19 protein-coding genes are annotated in these 20,088 nt (G+C 64.7%); 10 read left to right on the top strand and 9 right to left on the bottom strand.

Annotation, left to right across the window (positions count from 1 at the left end):
- Nucleotides 1–7: 7 nt before the first annotated feature.
- Nucleotides 8–877 (bottom strand): branched-chain amino acid ABC transporter permease, encoded by an 870-nt coding sequence (locus tag XH92_RS16600; RefSeq protein WP_194460150.1) that lies wholly within the window; start codon nucleotides 875–877, stop codon nucleotides 8–10.
- Between the two features lie 136 nt (nucleotides 878–1,013).
- On the bottom strand, nucleotides 1,014–2,195 hold the full coding sequence (locus XH92_RS16595; RefSeq protein WP_194460149.1) for an ABC transporter substrate-binding protein: 1,182 nt from the start codon (nucleotides 2,193–2,195) through the stop codon (nucleotides 1,014–1,016).
- A gap of 378 nt (nucleotides 2,196–2,573) precedes the next feature.
- On the opposite strand from XH92_RS16595, the gene XH92_RS16590 reads away from it, so the two are divergent.
- On the top strand, nucleotides 2,574–2,864 hold the full coding sequence (locus tag XH92_RS16590) for a hypothetical protein (RefSeq protein WP_194461294.1): 291 nt from the start codon (nucleotides 2,574–2,576) through the stop codon (nucleotides 2,862–2,864).
- A 95-nt stretch (nucleotides 2,865–2,959) separates the two neighbouring features.
- On the opposite strand, the gene purU is transcribed toward XH92_RS16590, so the two are convergent.
- Nucleotides 2,960–3,823 (bottom strand): formyltetrahydrofolate deformylase, encoded by an 864-nt coding sequence (gene purU / locus XH92_RS16585; RefSeq protein ID WP_194460148.1) that lies wholly within the window; start codon nucleotides 3,821–3,823, stop codon nucleotides 2,960–2,962.
- Nucleotides 3,824–3,958: 135 nt separating this feature from the next.
- Between purU and XH92_RS16580 the strand changes: the two genes are divergently transcribed.
- Nucleotides 3,959–4,801 (top strand): uroporphyrinogen-III synthase, encoded by an 843-nt coding sequence (locus tag XH92_RS16580; protein ID WP_194460147.1) that lies wholly within the window; start codon nucleotides 3,959–3,961, stop codon nucleotides 4,799–4,801.
- A gap of 94 nt (nucleotides 4,802–4,895) precedes the next feature.
- Here the strand turns inward: XH92_RS16580 and XH92_RS16575 are convergent, their stop codons facing one another.
- The 3 genes from XH92_RS16575 to XH92_RS16565 all read right to left on the bottom strand — a co-directional run bounded on the left by XH92_RS16575 (nucleotide 4,896) and on the right by XH92_RS16565 (nucleotide 7,734).
- Complete coding sequence (locus XH92_RS16575; RefSeq protein WP_305825872.1) at nucleotides 4,896–5,852, bottom strand: GDP-L-fucose synthase; 957 nt, start codon at nucleotides 5,850–5,852, stop codon at nucleotides 4,896–4,898.
- Nucleotides 5,833–6,918, bottom strand: coding sequence for a GDP-mannose 4,6-dehydratase (gene gmd, locus XH92_RS16570; protein ID WP_194460146.1), 1,086 nt, complete (start codon nucleotides 6,916–6,918; stop codon nucleotides 5,833–5,835). Before gmd ends, XH92_RS16575 begins: the two co-directional genes overlap by 20 nt.
- A gap of 141 nt (nucleotides 6,919–7,059) precedes the next feature.
- Entirely contained in the window at nucleotides 7,060–7,734 is a 675-nt protein-coding gene (locus XH92_RS16565) for a Crp/Fnr family transcriptional regulator (protein WP_092115508.1), read from the bottom strand.
- Between the two features lie 399 nt (nucleotides 7,735–8,133).
- Between XH92_RS16565 and XH92_RS16560 the strand changes: the two genes are divergently transcribed.
- Together XH92_RS16560 and XH92_RS16555 are read left to right on the top strand one after the other, a co-directional pair.
- Nucleotides 8,134–8,955, top strand: coding sequence for an ABC transporter ATP-binding protein (locus XH92_RS16560; protein WP_194460145.1), 822 nt, complete (start codon nucleotides 8,134–8,136; stop codon nucleotides 8,953–8,955).
- Entirely contained in the window at nucleotides 8,952–10,880 is a 1,929-nt protein-coding gene (locus XH92_RS16555) for a long-chain fatty acid--CoA ligase (RefSeq protein ID WP_194460144.1), read from the top strand. Before XH92_RS16560 ends, XH92_RS16555 begins: the two co-directional genes overlap by 4 nt.
- Nucleotides 10,881–10,942: 62 nt before the next feature.
- On the opposite strand, the gene XH92_RS16550 is transcribed toward XH92_RS16555, so the two are convergent.
- On the bottom strand, nucleotides 10,943–11,308 hold the full coding sequence (locus XH92_RS16550; protein ID WP_194460143.1) for an endonuclease domain-containing protein: 366 nt from the start codon (nucleotides 11,306–11,308) through the stop codon (nucleotides 10,943–10,945).
- Nucleotides 11,309–11,391: 83 nt separating this feature from the next.
- On the opposite strand from XH92_RS16550, the gene XH92_RS16545 reads away from it, so the two are divergent.
- The 4 genes from XH92_RS16545 (at nucleotide 11,392) to XH92_RS16530 (ending at nucleotide 15,782) form a co-directional block, all read left to right on the top strand.
- Complete coding sequence (locus XH92_RS16545) at nucleotides 11,392–12,285, top strand: branched-chain amino acid ABC transporter permease (RefSeq protein ID WP_194460142.1); 894 nt, start codon at nucleotides 11,392–11,394, stop codon at nucleotides 12,283–12,285.
- 104 nt (nucleotides 12,286–12,389) lie between these two features.
- Nucleotides 12,390–13,463, top strand: a complete 1,074-nt coding sequence (locus tag XH92_RS16540; protein ID WP_194460141.1) for a branched-chain amino acid ABC transporter permease — start codon at nucleotides 12,390–12,392, stop codon at nucleotides 13,461–13,463.
- A gap of 50 nt (nucleotides 13,464–13,513) precedes the next feature.
- Nucleotides 13,514–14,797 (top strand): ABC transporter substrate-binding protein, encoded by a 1,284-nt coding sequence (locus XH92_RS16535; protein WP_194460140.1) that lies wholly within the window; start codon nucleotides 13,514–13,516, stop codon nucleotides 14,795–14,797.
- 145 nt (nucleotides 14,798–14,942) lie between these two features.
- Nucleotides 14,943–15,782, top strand: a complete 840-nt coding sequence (locus XH92_RS16530; protein ID WP_194460139.1) for an ABC transporter ATP-binding protein — start codon at nucleotides 14,943–14,945, stop codon at nucleotides 15,780–15,782.
- A 64-nt stretch (nucleotides 15,783–15,846) separates the two neighbouring features.
- On the opposite strand, the gene XH92_RS16525 is transcribed toward XH92_RS16530, so the two are convergent.
- Nucleotides 15,847–16,995 carry an AGE family epimerase/isomerase gene (locus tag XH92_RS16525; RefSeq protein ID WP_194460138.1) on the bottom strand — a complete coding sequence of 383 codons (1,149 nt, stop codon included), beginning with the start codon at nucleotides 16,993–16,995 and terminating at the stop codon, nucleotides 15,847–15,849.
- A 95-nt stretch (nucleotides 16,996–17,090) separates the two neighbouring features.
- Here XH92_RS16525 and XH92_RS16520 point away from each other — a divergent pair, with 95 nt between their 5' ends.
- Nucleotides 17,091–18,314: a phenylacetate--CoA ligase family protein gene (locus tag XH92_RS16520; RefSeq protein WP_194460137.1), complete on the top strand. Its 1,224-nt coding sequence runs from the start codon at nucleotides 17,091–17,093 to the stop codon at nucleotides 18,312–18,314.
- A gap of 95 nt (nucleotides 18,315–18,409) precedes the next feature.
- Nucleotides 18,410–18,940 (top strand): HAD family hydrolase, encoded by a 531-nt coding sequence (locus XH92_RS16515; RefSeq protein WP_194460136.1) that lies wholly within the window; start codon nucleotides 18,410–18,412, stop codon nucleotides 18,938–18,940.
- A gap of 32 nt (nucleotides 18,941–18,972) precedes the next feature.
- On the opposite strand, the gene XH92_RS16510 is transcribed toward XH92_RS16515, so the two are convergent.
- Entirely contained in the window at nucleotides 18,973–20,070 is a 1,098-nt protein-coding gene (locus XH92_RS16510; protein WP_194460135.1) for a DegT/DnrJ/EryC1/StrS aminotransferase family protein, read from the bottom strand.
- Nucleotides 20,071–20,088: the final 18 nt, after the last annotated feature.

Genomic DNA, 20,088 nt, shown 5'->3' with positions numbered 1-20,088 from the left:
ATCAGCCTCACCGCGCCGCGGTGCGGCCGAACAGGCCGTTCGGGCGCCAGAGCAGGATCACGATCATGACAGTGTAGATCACGAAGGGGCCGAGCTTGGGCACGTAATATTTGCCGGCGACGTCGGCGATGCCAAGCAGCAGCGATGCAAGGAACGGCCCGGTGATCGAGGACGAGCCGCCGACCGTCACCACGATCAGGAAGTAGATCATGAACTTCAGCGGGAAATACGGATCGAGCCCGAGGATCTCCGCGCTCAGCGCGCCGCCGAGCCCGGCGAGGCCGCAGCCGAAGGCGAAGGTGAAGGCGAATACCTGCGGCACGTTGATGCCGAGCCCGATCGCGGCGCGCGGATCGTCGACCGCGGCGCGCAGACGGCTGCCGAAGCGTGTCTTGGCGAGGATCAGTTGCAGCGCCAGCGTGAGTAGGCCGCAGATCACGACGATCATCAGCCGGTAACGGCCGATGCCGACGCCGAACAGGTCGATCTGGCCCTCCAGCGCTGCCGGCAGCCTGATGAAGACCCGCGACGACCCCATGATGTAGTCGACTGCCGCGACCGACATGAACACCAGACCGATCGAGAACAGCACCTGATCGAGATGACTGCGGGCGTAGAGATGGCGGTAGAGCGTCCGCTCCAGCGCAATGCCGATCACGGCACTCCCGACAAAGGCGAGCGGTAGCGCCGCAAAGAACGGCCAGCCGGAATTGTTGACCAGCACGGCGCAGATATAGCCGCCGGCCATCGCGAAGGCGCCATGCGCGAGGTTGACGAAGTTCATCAGCCCGAGCGTCACCGCCAGCCCGCAGGCGAGCACGAACAGCAGCATGCCGTAGGCGACGCCGTCGAACAAATTGGTGAGGATTGAGGCCATGAAGAGATGACGAATCCCAATATTAGTGCGTCATTCCGGCACAGCCCGCATGCGCTGAACCCGAAAATCGTTTTCACCAAATTCGAGATCCCGGGTTCGCGCTAATGCGCGCCCCGGGATGACGCGCTTTCGCGCGTCACTTCTTGGTCTTGCCGGAATCCTTGACGGCCTCGAAGGTCGCGAACTCGACATTGTAGAGCTCGCCGTCGACCTTCTCGACCTTGCGGATATAGATGTTCTGCACGATATCGCGGGTTTCCGGATCGATCGAGATCGGGCCACGCGGGCTCTCCCACTTCATGCCCTTCATCGCCTCGATCAGCTTGTCGCCGTCGGTCACACCACCCGTCTTCTTCAGCGCCTCGTAGATCAGGTGGATGCCGTCATAGCCGCTGACCGCCATGAAGCCCGGGCGGTTGCCGAACGCCTTCTTGTAGGCGGCGACGAAATCTTTGTTCATCGCGGACGGATGCGCCGCCGAATAGAGATGCGCCGTCACCGCGCCGAGCGCGGCATCGCCCATGTTGTTGAGCAGGTCGTCGTCCATCACGTCGCCGGGCCCGATGACCTTGATGCCGCTCTTGTCGAGCCCGCGCTCGGCATATTGCTTCATGAAGTTGCCGCCCTGCCCGGCCGGCACGAACACGAACATCGCGTCGGGCTTGGCATCCTTCATGCGCTGCAGGAACGGCGCGAAGTCGGGATTGGCGAGCGGGACCTTGACCTCTTCCACGATCTCGCCGCCGCCGGCAGTGAAGTGCTGCTTGAAGAAGGTCAGCGCGTCGTTGCCCGGCGCGTAGTCGGAGGTCAGCGTCGCGACCTTCTTGATGCCGTTCTTGACCGCCCAGTCGCCGATGATGGTGGAAGATTGAGCCAGCGTGAAGCTGGTGCGAACGATATAGGGTGAGCGCTCGGTGATGATCGAGGTGCCGGCCGCCATCACGACTTCCGGGATCTTGGCTTGCGTCGCCAGCGGCGCCGCGGCAAGCGCCGCCGGCGTCACGCCGAAGCCGGCGATGAAATTGACCTTGTCGTTGACGATCAACTCCTGGGCGAGCCGCTTGGTGTTGTCGGGCACCGCGGCGTCATCCTTCAGGATGATCTCGATCTTCTTGCCGGCGACGGTGTCGCCCTTCTGCTGCACATAGAGCTTGATGGCGTTATCGATCTGCTTGCCGGTCGAGGCCTGGCCGCCGGTCATCGGCAGGATCAGGCCGATCTTGACGGCGTCGTCCGCCCGCGCCGGCAAGCTGGCGCACAAACCCGGAAGCACGGCCGAAGCGGCGCCCCACAGCAACATCCTGCGACGATTGAACATCGACATCCCTCCCCCTTCCATTCTTCTGCATCGAGCCGAGTCCCCGGCCCTTGCCTCAACCTAACCCAAGCATGTGGCGGCCAAGCCGCAACGCGACATGGCGTCTCCAGGCGCCCTATTGTCAATCGGACGATGGACGTGTGTCGCGCGCAACGCGATCGTGCGCGGACACGCGACAAGTATCAGGATACCAAGATCACGTCACGGAACTCAACGCCCTCACACGAGCCGATCCGCGCATGCAGGGCCGCCGCAGGCTCGATTCATTTGTACGATCGTACAAATCAAACGCCAATGTCAACAAACAAGCACAATTGCAGCCGAACGGTCGCGCCCGACATCATCTTCCATAAAGACCAGGGCTGTATGCTGCCGCCAATGCCGATCTTCACCCGCCACATCCCTGTCCTGACTGCCCTCGCGCTCGCGGCCTGCGCGCTCGGGGGATGCAGCACCGTGAACCAAAAGGTCTCGGCCGGCATGGCCGACTACATTCCGGCCTGGGCCGGCGGACTGCCCGCAGACGCGCCGCCGCGGGCGGGCACCCCGGAATACGACAAGTTCATGCAGGAACGGGAACGCAAGCGCCTGATGCCGGCGGCGGAGCGCGGCGATGACACCAGTAAGCCGTCAACGCCAGCCTCCGCACCGCAGAACGCGGCTCACTAGCGCGATGAGATCAGGCTGAAGCGTCATCGCGCTTTAGCGTCTTGTTAGAGCATGACCTTTTCGGAAAGCCGCTTCGCGCTTTTCCGGACCACACTCTAATCCACGAACACCACGGTCTTGCGCCCGTTGAGGATGACGCGATCGGCAAGATGGTAGCGGATCGCCCGCGCCAGCACGCGGCGCTCGATGTCGCGGCCCTTGCGCACGAGATCCTCGGGCGTGTCGCGATGGCTGATGCGCTCGACGTCCTGGTCGATGATCGGGCCCTCGTCGAGATCACTGGTGACGTAGTGCGCGGTGGCGCCGATCAGCTTGACGCCGCGCTCATGGGCCTGGTGGTAGGGCTTGGCGCCCTTGAAGCCCGGCAGGAAGGAATGATGGATGTTAATGCAGCGGCCCGACAGCCGCGCCGACATCTCGTCGGACAGGATTTGCATGTAGCGGGCCAGCACCACGAGGTCGGTATTGGTGTCCTGCGCCAGCTTCCACACCGCGTCTTCCTGCTGCCGCTTGGTCTCCCTGGTCACCGGCAGATGATGGAACGGGATATCGCCGAAATCGAGCGAACCGTAGGTCTCGCGCGGATGGTTGGAAACGATCGCGGTCGGGATCATCTCGAGCTCGCCGGTGCGCCAGCGATAGAGGATGTCGACCAGGCAGTGATCGGACTTCGACACCAGCAGCATCACCCGGCGGCGGCTGGCGCGATCGCGCATCTGCCATTCCATGGCGAAACGTTCGGCGATCGCGGCGAAGCCGGTCTGCAGCGCGGGCAGCCCGACCGCGAGGTCGGCGGCGGTGAACACCACGCGCATGAAGAACTTGCCGGTCTCGATATCGTCGAACTGCTGGGCGTCCAGGATGTTCTGGCCGTTATGCGCCAGGAACGTCGAGACCGCGGAGACGATCCCGGGTCGATCAGGACAGGACAGGGTCAGAACGAATTGATGGTCGGGCATGCCAATTGACCAAAGCTTGAGCAGTTGCGTGGAACGTTCATTTTCGGCCCTCGTCTACACCGCAGGCGGCCTTGCGCCAATCCCGGCACAGGGGTCAAATCGAACAAATGACGGCAATGTTTGTTAGGGACCATCATGGCTGACCGGCTGAACGGCTACCGCATCCTGATCCTCGAGACCCGGGAGGAGGCACAGTTTTCCCGCCTGCTCGCCGAGCAGGGGGCGGACGTGCTGCAATGTCCGATGTTCACCATCCACGACGCGCCGGATCCGGCGCCGATCGAGGCCTGGATTCGCCGCGCCATCGAGCGGCCGCTCGACGACCTCGTGCTGATGACCGGCGAAGGCCTGCGCCGGCTGATGAAGGTGGTGCGCCGGATCGGGGTCGAGGCGGAGTTCGTCGGCGGCCTCGGCAAGGCGCGCAAATTCGCCCGAGGTCCCAAGCCCGGCCGGGCGCTGCGCGAGATCGGCCTCGAGCCGCAGATGACGACCGAGAAGCCGACCTCGGAAGGCGTCGCCGAGATGCTGTCGAAGCTCGACCTGAAGGGCCATCGGCTCGGCCTGCAGCTCTATCCGGACAAGGATCACGCTGCGCTGATCGGTGCGATCAAGGCGCAGGGCGCGGATGTCGATACGGTGTTGCCCTATGTCTACGACGCGCAGGCCGCCGACGCCAACATCGTGACAGCGATCGAGGAGATGGCGCAAGGCCGTATTGATGCGATCGCGTTGACCAATCTCGGCCAGGTCCGCCGCCTCATCGAGGTGGCACGGGCGCGCGGCAGCGAGGACAGGTTACGTCAGGGGTTCGAGCGTACGCCGATCGCGTCCGTCGGTCCGGCGGTATCGGACGAGCTCAAGTCCCATGGCCTGCGCACCGATATCTATCCGGCGGAAGACGCCTTCTTCATGCGGCCGTTGATATCGGCGATGGCGGCGGCACTTACGAAAAATCCGCCGCGCGCGGCGGCGCGGTAGTCGCAAGAAACCGTCATTGCGAGGACCTCCTGTCATCGGGCGGCGCTTCGCGCCGACCGTTGGCTCGCAATGATGGCGTGGAAGCAGTGGAACGCTACTCCGCCGCCTGCTTGGTCTCGTTCAGATAGGCCTGGTAGGCGAGCTTGATGCCATCCTCGAGCGAGGTGGTGGCGCGCCAGCCGAGCTTGGCGAGCCGGCCGACGTCGAGCAGCTTGCGCGGCGTGCCGTCGGGACGCGAGGTGTCGAAACTGATCTCGCCGCGATAGCCGACGGCGGCGGCGACCACGCGGGCGAATTCGGCGATGGTGATGTCCTCGCCGGTGCCGATATTGACCAGCTCCGGCGAGGAGTAGGTCTTCATCAAATGAATACAGGCGTCGGCGAGATCGTCGACATAGAGGAATTCGCGGCGCGGCGTGCCGGTGCCCCACACCACGACATTGCCGGCGCCGGAAACCTTGGCCTCGTGGAAGCGGCGGATCAGCGCGGCGACGACGTGGCTGTATTCGGGATGATAGTTGTCGCCGGGACCGTAGAGATTGGTCGGCATCACGCTGATGAAATCGGCGCCGTACTGGCTGCGATAGGCCTCGGCCATCTTGATGCCGGCGATCTTGGCGATGGCATAGGGCTCGTTGGTCGGCTCCAGCGGGCCGGTCAGCATCGAGTCCTCGCGCAGCGGCTGAGGCGCGAGGCGCGGATAGATGCAGGAGGAGCCGAAGAACATCAGCTTCACGCAGCCATTGGCATGGGCCGCCTGGATCACGTTGGTCGCGATCGCCAGGTTGTCGTAGAGGAATTCGGCCCGCAGCGTGTTGTTGGCGACGATGCCACCGACCTTGGCGGCGGCGAGGAACACCGCCTGCGGCCGCTTCGCGGCAAACCAGGCGTTGACTGCAGCCTGGTCGCGCAGGTCGACCTCGCCGCGTGACACCGTCAGGAGATCGGCTTGTTCGCGCGCCAGCCGGCGCATTAGCGCCGAGCCGACCATGCCGCGATGGCCGGCTACGAAGACCGACTTGCCCTTCAGTTCAAACGCCGTGCTTGCCATTGGCCGCATCCTGCCTGGCTTCGACGAGATCGCTGGCGACCATTTCCTTCACCAGTTGCGCGAACGGCGTCTTCGGCGCCCAGCCGAGCTTGGCGCGCGCCTTGCTGGCGTCGCCAATCAGAAGATCGACCTCGGTCGGGCGGAAATAGGCCGGGTCGATCTGCACCAGCGTATTGCCGGTCGCCTTGTCGACGCCGACCTCCTCGACGCCCTTGCCGCGCCATTCGATGCTGCGGCCGACCTCCGCGAACGCCAGCTCGACGAATTCGCGGACCGAGCGCGTCTCTCCGGTCGCGAGCACGAAGTCGCCGGGCTCGTCGGCCTGCAGGATCATGTGCATGCCCTCGACATAGTCGCGGGCGTGGCCCCAGTCGCGCTTGGCATCGAGATTGCCGAGATAGAGCTTGTTCTCCAGCCCGACCTCGATGCGGGCGACGGCGCGGGTGATCTTGCGCGTCACGAAGGTCTCGCCGCGGATCGGGCTCTCGTGGTTGAACAGAATGCCGTTGCTCGCGAACATGCCGTAAGCCTCGCGGTAGTTCACCGTGATCCAGTAGCCGTAGAGCTTGGCGACGCCATAGGGCGAGCGCGGATAGAACGGCGTGGTCTCCTTCTGCGGCACCTCCTGCACGAGCCCATAGAGCTCCGAAGTCGAGGCCTGGTAGAATCTGGTCTCCTTCTCCATGCCGAGGATGCGGATCGCCTCCAAGAGGCGCAGCACGCCGATGGCGTCGGCGTTGGCGGTGTATTCCGGGCTCTCGAAGCTGACCTGGACGTGGCTCTGGGCGGCGAGGTTGTAGATCTCGGTCGGCCGGATCTGCTGCATCAGGCGGATCAGGTTGGTGGAATCGGTCATGTCGCCGTAGTGCATCAGGAACGGCACGTTGCCGGCGTGCGGGTCCTGGTAGAGATGGTCGACGCGCGCGGTGTTGAACGAGGATGAGCGGCGCTTGATCCCGTGCACGGTATAGCCGAGGCCGAGCAGATATTCGGCGAGATACGCGCCGTCCTGCCCGGTGACGCCGGTGATCAGCGCAACGCGCCGCTTTGAGTCCTGAGCCGTCATATCATCTCCAGAGAGCGCGAGACCGCGCGATCCCGACGAGGCCGGTCTGTAGCACCCGGCCACCTCCAAGTCTAATGGCATAATCGTTTGAAATCAGGACTTTAGAGCCTCCGAAAATGGCCGAATGCGGCCCGGAGCCGGTCACTCCCCGTAGTGGCGCAGCCGGTCGAGCTCGATGATCGTCACCCCGCCATATTCGAGCCGCAGCAGCCCTTCGCGCTCGAGCCGCTTCAGGCACTGGTTGGCGTTCTGCCGGGAGATTCCCGACAGCGCCCCGATCTCCTCCTGGGTGATTTCGAGGTGCAGGGTCAGCTCGGGGTAGAGAATCGGATTGAACAGCGAGGCGATCGAGCGCGCCAGCCGCGCGGTGGCGTCCAGCGTGCGGCCATATTCGAGCAGCGCGATGAACTGGCCGAGCCGCTCGTTGAGCTGCCCCACCAGGAAGCGGTTGAAGCCGACGCTGTTCTCGAACAGCCAGACGAAGGTCCGGCGATCCATCATCGCAAGCCTGGTGTCGCGCAGCGCGACCACGTCGTAGCGCCGCAGCTCGTTCTTGAGCACGGTGCCCTCGCCGAACCAGGCGCCGGCAGTGAGGCCTGCGAAGCTCGCGGCCTTGCCGCCGCGCGAGACGATGCCCATCCGCGCCAGCCCGGTGACGATGCCGGTCCAGTACTGGAAATTGTCGCCGCGCATGAAGATGAATTCGTTGGCGCGGTAGGACTTCTCGGAAATGCCGGCGCGCGCGATCTCGATTTCTTGCTCGCTCAATTCGCGCGACCAGGCCGCGATGCGCTTCAGGTAATCAGCAGCGATCATTCTAGCGACGGCACCCCAGCCTAGATATTGCACCGCAGCAACGCCGTGCGCGAAGCCAGGGACCCGAGGCCTGGAATGCCAGCGAAAATTCCTGACCAATTGTCGGGCACATGACAATTCAACCTATCGCTTTCTCGTATTCAGAGCCACCTCGCGTAACGCCGCGCGCAGCGCCTCGATGGATCGCTGCTGGCGGACGATACGAGAGACGGGCTTACAGGCGGGGTGCGGCGTTACCGCGCATGACGCAGGCGATCGGGGCGAGCGATGCTCCCGGCCGGCTTCATTAGTCGGATGGTCTCCCTCCGGCGGCCCATGTAAGGTCGAATCGTAAGATCGAAGTCGGATCGAAGCGAAGATAAAGAGCGCGCCAAAGCGCCCGTATCTGGAGGGAACAGGGTGGCTAGTAGTCTCGAGGTGCGCGGGGTCTCATTGCGCTTTGGCGGCGTCCGCGCGCTGACCGAAGTGAGCTTCGGCGTCAACGAAGGCGAGCTGTTCTCCATCATCGGCCCGAACGGTGCCGGCAAGACCTCGATCGTCAATTGCATCTCGGGCCGCTACCGGCCGACCGAGGGCCAGCTGTTCTATCGCGGCCAGGACATCACCGGCCTCACCCCGAACGCGCGGCCCCGGCTCGGCATCGGCCGGACCTTCCAGAATCTGGCGCTGTTCCACCACATGAGCGTGCTCGACAACATCATGGTCGGCCGCCACCACCTCTTGAAGAACAACTTCATCACGGGCTCGCTGTACTGGCTGACCGGCGCGCGCCGCGAGGAGCTGGAGCATCGCCGCAAGGTCGAGGAGATCATCGACTTCCTCGATCTGCAGTCGGTGCGCAAGGCGACCGCGGGCACACTGCCCTATGGCTTGCGCAAGCGCGTCGAGCTCGCCCGCGCGATGGCGCTGGAGCCGCAACTGATCCTGCTCGACGAGCCTATGGCCGGCATGAACTTCGAAGAGAAGGAGGACATGGCGCGCTACATCGTCGATCTCAACGAAGAGTTCGGCATGACGGTGATGATGATCGAGCACGACATGGGCGTCGTGATGGACATCTCCCACCGCGTCATGGTGCTGGATTTCGGCCGCAAGATCGCCGAGGGCGATCCGGCGGCCGTGCTCGCCGATCCCCACGTCAAGCGCGCCTATCTCGGCGAAGAGGACGAGGCGCTGGTCGATCCCGACGACAAGCCGGCCGTGCGGGAGAGCGCGGCATGATGAATTACGCCGGTCGCGCCGCGCAGGCCGACACCTTTCCCAAGATGCTGCGCCTCAACGCCAGGGAGCACGGCAGCGAGATCGCGCTGCGCGAGAAGGATCTCGGGCTGTGGCGCGAATTCACCTGGAACGACTACCAGACCCGCTCCCATGATTTCGCGCTCGGCATGGTCGAGCTCGGGCTCGGCCGCGGCGACGTGATCGGCATCATCGGCGACAACCGGCCGGACTGGGTCGCCGCCGAGATCGCGGCCCACGCGATCGGCGCGATGAGCCTCGGTCTCTACCGCGACGTGCTGGACGAGGAAGCTTCCTATCTCCTGACCTATGGCGAGGCCAAGCTGGTCTTCGCCGAGGACGAGGAACAGGTCGACAAGCTGCTCGGCCTCGCCGACCGGGTGCCTCACCTGAAACACATCGTCTATTCCGATCCGCGCGGCATGCGGAAATACGACGATCCGCGCCTGATGGAGGCGAGCAAGCTGGTCGCACTCGGCCGCGACCGCGCTGCGCGCGAGCCTGGGCTCTACGAACGGCTGGTCGACGCCACCAAGGGCGACGACGTCGCGATCCTCTGCACGACCTCGGGCACGACCGCCAACCCGAAGCTTGCGATGCTCTCGGCAGGGCGGGTGCTGCGGCACTGCGCGACCTATCTCGCCTTCGATCCGAAGGGGCCGGACGACGAGTATGTTTCGGTGCTGCCACTGCCATGGATCATGGAACAGATCTACGCCCTGGGCAAAGCGCTGCTCTCCCGAATGAAGGTCAACTTCGTCGAAGAGCCCGACACCATGATGCACGACTTCCGCGAGATCGCGCCGACCTTCGTGCTGTTCGCGCCGCGGGTCTGGGAATCGATCGCGGCCGACGTCCGCGCCGGGGTGATGGATGCCTCGCCGTTCAAGCAGCGGCTCTACGATCTCGGCATGAAGACCGGGCTTGCGGCGCTCGCCGAGGGCAAGCACTCGATGCTCGCCGACCAGCTCCTGTTCCGTGCGCTGCGCGACCGGCTCGGCTTCACGCGGCTGCGTTCGGCGGCAACCGGCGGTGCGGCGCTCGGGCCGGATACTTTCAAGTTCTTCCAGGCGATGGGCGTGCCGCTGCGCACACTCTACGGCCAGACTGAATTGCTCGGCGCCTACACGCTGCATCCCGAGGGCAAGGTCGATCCCGATACCACGGGCGTGCCGATGGCCGACAACATCGAGATCCGCATCGACAATGCCGACGTCAACGGCGTCGGCGAGATCGTGGTGCGGCACCCCAACATGTTCCACGGCTACTACAAGAACCCCGAAGCATCGGTCGCCGAGATCAAGGACGGCTGGATGCATTCGGGCGATGCGGGCTACTACAATGACAACCGGCAGCTCGTGGTGATCGACCGCATCAAGGATCTCGCCGAGACCTCGCGCGGCGAGCGCTTCTCGCCGCAATATATCGAGAACAAGCTGAAGTTCTCGCCCTATGTCGCCGAGGCGGTGGTGCTTGGCGCCGGCCGCGACGCGCTCGCGGCGATGATCTGCATCCGCTACTCGATCATCTCGAAATGGGCGGAGAAGAACCGGATCTCGTTCACGACCTATACCGATCTCTCCTCGCGGCCGGAGGTCTACGCGCTGCTGAAGAAAGAGGTCGAGACGGTCAACGCCACCCTGCCGCCCGCGCAGCGCATCTCGCGCTTCCTGCTGCTTTACAAGGAGCTCGATGCCGACGACGGCGAGCTGACGCGGACCCGAAAGGTCCGCCGCGGCGTCATCAACGAGAAATACGCCGACATCATCGAGGCGATCTACCGCGGCAAGGCCAGCATCCCCGTCGACACCGTGATCCGCTTCCAGGACGGCACCACGCAGCGTGTCCGCACCACGCTCGAGGTCGTCGATCTCGGCCGCGCCGCCATCGCGGAGGCCGCGGAATGACGTCCTTCGCGACACACACTGACCTTCACCTCGCCCCGCTTGCGGGGAGAGGTCGGATCGCGTCAGCGATCCGGGTGAGGGGGAGCCTCCGCAAGCGTGGTGAGGATCGTTTCGAGAACACCAACCAGATTGCTGGTGACGTCGTTGTTCCAGAAACGCAGGACGCGGTAATTGTGGTCGACAAGCCATTTGTCGCGAATAGCGTCGGGCTGACTGTCGGCGTGTTGCCCGCCGTCCACTTCGATCACGAGACGCTGCTCGCGGCAGATGAAATCGACGGTATAGGGCCCAATCGGCTCTTGTCTCACAAACTTATAGCCGTTCAGCCGACGGGCGCGGAGGCGATACCAGAGCGTTCCCTCAGCATCCGTCGAGGCGCTTCGCAAATTTCTCGCTCGTTTGGTTTTGGACTCTTTAGCACCGCGCATGCGGAGACTCCCCCTCACCCGTCGCGCTACGCGCGCCGGCCTCTCCCCGCAAGCGGGGCGAGGCGAACAGCTCAGCATAACACATGAACACCCAGTTCCTGATCCAGCTGATCGTCAACGGCCTCGTGGTCGGCACGCTCTATGGCGTGGTCGCGATGTCGTTCGTGCTGATCTACAAGGCGACGCAGGTCGTGAATTTCGCGCAGGGCGAATTGCTGCTGGTCGGCGCCTGGGTGTGCTGGGCGCTGCTGACGAAATACCAGGTCCCGTTCTGGGTCGGCATGCCGATCACGCTGGCGTTCATGTTCATCTTCGGCATCGCGATCCAGGTGGTGATCCTGCGGCCGATGATCGGCGAACCGATCATTTCGGTGATCATGGTGACGATCGGCCTGTCGACCGTGTTCCAGGCCGCGCTGAAATGGATCTTCGGCGTCAACCCGCAGCCGTTCCCGCGCATATTCCAGAGCCAATCGGTCAGCCTGTTCGGGCTGCAGATCCAGACCGTCTATGTCATGAGCCTCGTGGTCTCGCTCGCCATGATGGTCGGCATGGCCTGGTTCTTCCGCGCCTCCAAATACGGCCTGGCGATGCGTGCCACCGCTTTCAACCAGCAGGTCGCGCAGTCGCTCGGCATCTCCGTGAAGAGCGTGTTTGCGATGGCGTGGGCGATCTCGGCCACGGTCTCGGCGGTCGCCGGCGTCGTGGTCGCCGTAGTCAACGGCGTGTCGTCCGGCCTCTCCGCCTACGGCATCAAGGTGTTTCCAGCCGCGATCCTCGGCGGGCTCGACTCGGTCGGCGGCGCCGTGCTTGGCGGCATCATCATCGGGCTGCTGGAAAACGTCGCCCAGTATGTCGACAGCGAATATCTGCACTGGGGCAATCTCTACGAGATCGCGCCGTTCTACGTCCTGATCATCATCCTGATGATCAAGCCGTACGGGCTGTTCGGCACCAAGGACATCGAGCGGGTTTAGGCATGATCGCCGAAAAGTGGAAACCGGTTTTCGGAAACGATCATGCCCAGACAAATAGGGGCGTGACGATGACTTTACCCCGGCAGGGAGCACCATAGAGCCCCATGGCAACGAGCACCCTGATTCCGTCGGGCGATTTCCGCACCAGCTACGCGGCCGACACCACGATCTTCCCGACCGCGACCAGCCGCAACTTCGCGATCGCAGGTGTCGCCCTCGCCTGCTTCGCGCCGATGCTGCTGTCGAATTACCTGCTCTCGATCGCGATCCAGATCGGGATCTTCGCGATCGCAGCGCTCGGCCTCAACATTCTGGTCGGCTTCACCGGCCAGATCTCGATCGGCCACGCCGCGTTCTTCCTGTTCGGCGCCTTCACCTCGGCCTACATCTCCAACAATGCGCCGATCCCGGTGTTCTTCGCGATCCCCCTCGCCGGCGTGATCACGGCGCTGGTCGGCCTGGTGTTCGGCGTGCCGGCGGCGCGGCTGAAGGGGCTCTATCTCGTCATCGCGACGCTCGCCGCGCAGTACATCCTGCTCGACTTCTTCTCGCGCGCCGAATGGTTCTCGGGCGGTTCGGTGCCGGCCAGCGCCAATCCGTTCTCGATCTTCGGCTATACGCTGCGCGGCGACCGGCAGTATTTCTACGTCGTGCTCGCCTACATGGTGATCAGCTACCTGCTCGTCACCAATCTGATGCGCACCCGCGACGGCCGTGCGCTGGTCGCGATCCGCGACCACTATCTCTCCGCCGAGATCATGGGCATCAACCTGACCAAGTACCGGACGCTGTCGTTCGGGCTTGCCGCCTTCTTTGCCGGCATCGCGGGCGCGCTCTACGCGCATTATCAGCTGGTCGTCTCCCAGGAAGGCTTCGGCATCGAGCGCTCGGTGCTGTTCCTCGCCATGGTCATCATCGGCGGCACCGGCTCGGTGATGGGCACGCTGATGGGCACGGCCTTCGTGGTGCTGCTGCCGGAATCGATGGAATGGCTGAGCGCATGGCTGAAGGGCGGCGCCATCGACAAGGCGCTGCAGCTCAACAACAACATTACCTTCCTGCGCGAGATCGCGATCGGCCTGATCATCATCGGCTTCTTGATGTTCGAGCCTGATGGCCTCGCGCATCGCTGGCGGCAGATCAAGGCCTACTGGAAGCTTTACCCGTTCTCGCACTGAGGCTTGGAACAACTCAAATTCGGTTCAACGGATAAAAGGAGGAAACAACAATGACGATTAGATCCCTTTTGAGCTCGGTCTCCCTGGCGCTGCTGATCAGCGGCGCGGCCGCCACTGCGCAGGCGCAGATCGCCATCGGCCATCTGCAGGACCTCTCGGGCGGCACCTCGGACGTCGGCACGCCGTATGGCCAGGGCGTCGTCGATACCTTCGCCTGGATCAACAAGAACGGCGGCGTCGGCGGCAAGCAGATCAATGCCGACAGCAACGACTATGGCTATCAGGTGCCGCGCGCGATCGCGCTGTACAAGAAATGGTCGGCGCCCGACGGCAAGGTCGCGGCTATCATGGGCTGGGGCACGGCGGATACCGAGGCGCTGACCGGCTTCCTCGCGCAGGACAAGATCCCCGACATGTCGGGCTCGTACGCCGCCGCGCTGACGGATCCCGAAGGCACCAGCGGCAAGGCCAAGCCCGCGCCGTACAACTTCTTCTACGGCCCGAGCTACTCGGACGCACTGCGCGCCGAGCTGACCTGGGCGGCCGAGGATTGGAAGGCGAAGGGCAAGCCCGGCAAGCCGAAATTCGTCCACATGGGCGCCAACCATCCCTATCCGAACGCGCCGAAGGCCGCAGGCGAAGCGCTCGCGACCGAGCTCGGCTTCGAGGTGCTGCCGCCGCTGGTGTTCGCGCTGTCGCCCGGCGACTACTCGGCGCAGTGCCTGAGCCTGAAGAGCTCCGGCGCCAACTACGCCTATCTCGGCAACACCGCGGCCTCCAACATCTCGGTCATGAAGGCCTGCAAGACCGCTGGCGTCGACGTCCAGTTCCTCAGCAACGTCTGGGGCATGGACGAGAACGCGGCCAAGACCGCGGGCGATGCCGCCGATGGCGTGATCTTCCCGCTGCGCACGGCGGTCGGCTGGGGCGGCAATGCGCCCGGCATGAAGACGGTGATGGAGATCTCGAAGATGTCCGACCCGTCGGGCAAGGTCTATCGGCCGGTGCACTACATCGCCGCGGTCTGCAGCGCGCTCTACATGAAGGAAGCGCTGGATTGGGCCGCCAAGAACGGCGGCGCCACCGGCGAGAACGTCGCCAAGGGCTTCTACCAGAAGAAGGACTGGGTACCGGCGGGCATGGACGGCGTCTGCAATCCATCGAACTGGACCGAGAAGGATCATCGCCCGACGACCAAGGTCGACCTCTATCGCGCCAAGGTTTCCGGCGCGACCGATGGCGACATCAACGACCTGATGGCCAAGGGCACGATCAAGCTCGAGAAGGTGAAGACCGTCGAACTGCCGCGCAAGCCGGAATGGTTTGGCTGGTGACGAGACAATCGCCACAAACAAATCCGTCATCCCCCGCGAAAGCGGGGGATCCAGTACGCCGCGGCCTCTCCGTTGGCTTCGAACGTCTCTGGAATACTGGGTCACCCGCCTTCGCGGGTGACGACAACGGAGAGTGATGCGGATCATGACCCAAAGCGTCGAAGCAACACGGCCAACACCGACGGCCGTCCCGCCGCCGCCACTGCTCAGCGTCAACAACATCGAGGTCGTCTATGACGACGTCATCCTGGTCCTGCGCGGCCTCAGCCTCGAAGTGCCGAAGGGCGCGATCGTGGCGCTGCTCGGTGCCAACGGCGCCGGCAAGTCGACCACGCTGAAGGCGATCTCCGGACTGCTCAAGACCGAGGACGGCGAGGTCACCCGCGGCGAGATCCTGTTCGAGGGCCAGCGCATCAACGGCATCGATCCGGACAAGATCGTCCGCCGCGGCATCTTCCAGGTGATGGAAGGCCGCCGCATCGTCGCCGACATGACGTCGCTGGAGAATCTGCGGCTCGGCGCCTTCACCCGGCGCGACGGCGAGGTTTCAGCCGACATCGACATGGTGTTCAAATATTTCCCGCGCCTGAAGGAGCGCACCGGCCTCGCCGGCTATCTCTCAGGCGGCGAGCAGCAGATGCTCGCGATCGGCCGCGCGCTGATGGCGCGCCCGAAGATGATCCTGATGGACGAGCCCTCGATGGGGCTGTCGCCGCTGCTGGTCAAGGAAGTGTTCGCGATCATCAAGGAGATCAACCGCGATCTCGGCGTCACGATCCTCTTGGTCGAGCAGAACGCCCGCGCCGCGCTGTCGGTCGCTAGCCATGGCTACATCATGGAGCAGGGCAAGGTGGTGCTCGACGGCTCCGCCGACGAGCTGCGCGACAACGAGGACGTCAAGGAATTCTACCTCGGCGGCGCCGGCGACCAGCGCAAGAGCTTCAAGAACCTGAAGAGCTTCAAGCGGCGCAAGCGCTGGCTGTGAGGATAGCGGGCGTTTTCGGGCGGAGTTGCGTGTGCAGAAAACGCGTCAGACCAGGAAGGCGGTTCTATCCGAGCACCTGCTCGGCTTCGGTGACCGCGCAGAGCACATGATAGAACGACGACGCCGGGATGGTGGCAACCAGCGACGTGCCGTTATGGTCGAACTGGTCGTACCAGCCACCGGCCACGGGATGGCTGAGATAGTGCCGCTCCAGCAGCAGCAGTGCCGCGCGGGCCTCGTCCGCGGCGCCGGCTTCGCCCGACTCCGCTTGCGCGATCCAGGCCTTCGCCAATTCGCTCTGCGGCCACAGCCGCCTCGTGTGGCGGCGGATGTTGCCCTCGGCATCACCCTCGTCGATCAGGCAGCCGGTGGCGTCGCGATAGCGCAGCGCAGAGGCCAGGAGCTCGCCGCGCGGGCGTCCGGTCGGGCACCCGGTGATCCGCTCGAATCCCTTCAGCAGCCAGACCCACTCCGCGAGGTGCCCGGGCTCGACGCTGACCGGCGGAATCTTCGACCAGTCCTCCTCGAAATATTCGCCGAGCGTGTGCGTCTGCTTGTCGTAGAGGCTGGCCAGGAACAGCGCGAAGAAATCGCCGGCGCGGTTCTGGAACGACAAATCGTGGGTCGCGTCGAAGCAGGCGATCATCGCCTCGAACAGATGCATTTGCGGGTTCTGCCGGCGCGGCATCGACGGCGGCAGGCCTTCGTGGAAACCGCCATGGGGCGAGCGCAGCTGCGTATCGACGAACGACAGCAGCGCGTCGATCTCGGCGCGAATCTGAGCGTCCTGGTCGAGACCGTAGGCGGTCGCCAACGCGAGCAGCACGAAGGCATGGCCGTAAGTGTCGCGCAGCGGGTCGTGCACGCCGCCGTCCGGCGTCAGGCTGAACACGAAGCCCGGCCGGCCATCCGGCGCCTTGGCCTTGGCCAGCAGGTAGTCCAGCCCTTTCAGAGCGATCGCGCGGCCCTCGGGATACCAGCCCATCTGGGCCGCCTTGGCGTAGCAGTAGATCTGGCGCGCCTGCACCATGGTCCGGCGCGGCGCGGCGTGATCGGCTGTCCCATCCTGATCCAGCCGGTCGACAAAGCCGCCGGCCGTGCCGTCCCAGCCGACCGTCGACCACAGCGGCAAGGCGTGGTCGATGATGCGGTGCTTCAACCTCGCGACGACATCGGCGGCCCCGTCCGCCGCAACGCTTTCTGCCTCAGCCATCGTGCTCCCTGGAACCGTCCCAATGTCAGCGGTTACCGTCTGATAGCACGGGCGGACCGGCACGCCACCTGCGCAAATCCTCTCAAGGACCTGCCATGACCGACCACTACGACGCCCTTGAAACGCGCGATCCGGCCCAGCGCGAGGCCGCCCTGTTCGCCCGGCTGCCGGACGTGCTGCGCAAGGCGATGGCGGCGCCCGCCTATGCCAATTTGCTGCGGGGCATCGATCCCGCCTCCATCAGCAGCCGTGAGGCGCTGGCGGGGCTGCCGGTGCTGCGCAAATCGGAGCTGCCGGCCTTGCACAAGGCCGCCCCGCCGTTCGGCGGCTTCGTGGCCGACAAGCCCGGCTCGTTCGCCCGTCTGTTCACCTCGCCCGGGCCGATCTTCGAGCCGGAGGGCCGCCAGGCCGACCCCTGGCGCGGCGCGCGGGCGCTGTTTGCTGCCGGCTTTCGCGAGGGGGACGTGGTGCTGAACACCTTCAGCTATCACCTCACGCCCGGCGGCTTCATCTTCGATGCCTCGGCGCGGGCGCTCGGCTGCGCGGTGATCCCGGCCGGCCCCGGCAACACCGAGCAGCAATTCGAGCTGATCGAGGCCTATCGCCCGGTCGGCTATAGCGGCACACCCGATTTCCTGAAGATCCTGCTCGACGCCGCGGCAGCTGGCGGCCGCGACGTGTCCTCGATCAAGCGCGCGCTGGTCTCGGGTGCCGCATTTCCGAAATCGCTGCAGGAGGAGATGAAGGCGCGCGGCGTCGAGGCCTACCAGGCCTTCGGCACGGCCGATCTCGGCTTGATCGCATTCGAGACGCCGGCGCGCGAGGGGATGACGGTCAATGAGGATTTGATTTTGGAGATCGTGAAGCCCGGCACCGGCGATCCCGTTGCGCCCGGCGACGTCGGCGAGATCGTGGTGACCTCGCTCGATCCGCATCATCCCTGGATCCGCCTCGCGCTCGGCGACCTGACCGCCGCCCTGCCCGGCGCCAGCCCATGCGGGCGCACCAACATGCGCATCAAGGGCTGGATGGGCCGCGCCGACCAGACCACCAAGGTGAAGGGCATGTTCGTGCGCCCCGAGCAGATCGCCGAAATCGGCAAGCGCCATCCCGCACTCGGACGGCTACGCCTCGTGGTCACGCGCGCCGGCGAAGCCGACGCGATGACGCTGAAAGCAGAATGTGCCTCGCCGGCCGCTTCCTTGCAGGACGAGGTAGCGGCCACGTTGCGTGCCGTGACCAAGCTCGGCGGCACCGTCGAGCTGGTTGGCGCAGGCACGCTGCCGAACGACGGCAAGGTGATCGCCGACGAGCGATGAGCCGACTATTCCGGGTGGCCCAGACCACATTGTCGCGCGCGGCATTGTGAACTATTGAGCTGGCTCATGCCGCGTGGAGACGGGATCATCACCTCATGAGCAGTGCTTCCGGAGATCGGCCGCGACGACCGGCGGTTTTCTTCGATCGCGACGGCGTCCTGAACCGGGATATCGGCTATCTGTTCGAGAGCCATAGACTGGTCTGGATCGACGGCGCGCGCGAGGCGGTGAAAGCCGTCAACGACATGGGCTATTTCGCATTCGTCGTGACCAACCAGTCAGGCGTTGCGAGAGGCCTCTATGAGGAGGCCCACGTCCAGCAGCTCCACGACTGGATGGCAGCCGAGCTCGGCAAGATCGGCGCGCATATCGACGCCTTCGAATATTGCCCGTTCCATCCTGAAGGGACCATCGAGCGGTATCGGCAGGTCAGCCATCGACGCAAACCGTCGCCGGGCATGATCAATGACCTCCTGGAGCGCTTTCCGGTCGACGTCGAACGAAGCTTTCTGATCGGCGATCAGCCGACCGATCTCGAGGCCGCCCGCGCCGCGGGCGTGAGGGGCCACCTGTTCTCAGGCCCCAATCTGGATCTGTTCCTGAAGCCGCTGCTGCAGCGAAGCTAAGCCCCCAGTCCGATGCGAGGGCATCCTCGCGGTCAGAACTTGCGGACCAGATCGATCACCTCGTCCTGCTGCCGGCGCGTGATCTCGGCGAACATCGGGATTGAGAGTATCTGGCCCTGATGGCGATGGGCGTTGGGAAATTGCTCCGGCCGGTGACTGAACCGTGCATAGGCCGGCAGGAACGGCAGCGCGGTGGGGTAGTTGATCGCGGTCTGCACGCCATTGGCGTTGAGATGCGCGGCGAGCGCGTCGCGGCGCGGATGCCTGATCGTGTAGAGGTGGTAGACGTGGCTGCGCGCCGGCGCCACCTCGGGCACCACGACGTCCTCGATCTGGTTGAGGCCGGCGTCGTAGACCTCGGCTGCGGCCTGCCGGGCTTCGGTCCATGCGGTGAGATGCGGCAGCTTGGCCGACAGGATCGCGGCCTGCATGCCGTCGAGCCGGCTGTTGACGCCCTCGATATGGTGCTGGTGCTTCACGAGCCCGCCATGGCGCGCCAGCATCGCCATCTGCTCGGCGAGCGCCGCATCGTTGGTGACGACCGCACCGGCATCGCCCATCGCGCCGAGATTCTTGCCGGGATAGAATGAATAGGTCGCGGCCTCGCCGAACGTGCCGACCATGCGGCCCTTGTAACGCGCGAGATGGGCCTGGGCGCAATCCTCGATCACCCACAGCTTGTGCTTCCGCGCGATCGCCATGATCGCGTCCATGTCCGCTGGCTGGCCGTACAGATGCACCGGGATGATGCCGACCGTGCGCGGCGTGATCGCCGCCTCGATCGCCGCCGGATCGATCGTGAACGTCGCGTCATCGGTGTCGCAGAACACGACGGTGGCGCCGGAATGCGTGATCATCGCCGCAGTCGAGATCCAGGAATGCGCCGTCGTGATCACCTCGTCGCCCGGCTTCACCTTCAGCGCGCGCATCGCAAGGTAAAGCGCGTCGGTGCCGTTGGCGCAGGATACGCAGTGCGCCACCTCCGCAGCCGCAGCGAATTCGCGCTCGAAGGCGTCGACATAGCTGCCGCGGATGAAGGCATTGTCGCGGATCACGCCGGCGATCGCCGCATCGATCTCGCTCTTGATGGACTGGTACTGCAGTTGCAGGTCGGCATACGGCACAGCCATCGATATTCCCCTATTGCC

Source organism: Bradyrhizobium sp. CCBAU 53421 (assembly GCF_015291625.1).
Lineage (GTDB): Bacteria > Pseudomonadota > Alphaproteobacteria > Rhizobiales > Xanthobacteraceae > Bradyrhizobium.
Note: the sequence above shows the minus strand (reverse complement) of the source record. Positions and strands in the feature narration are given on the sequence as shown.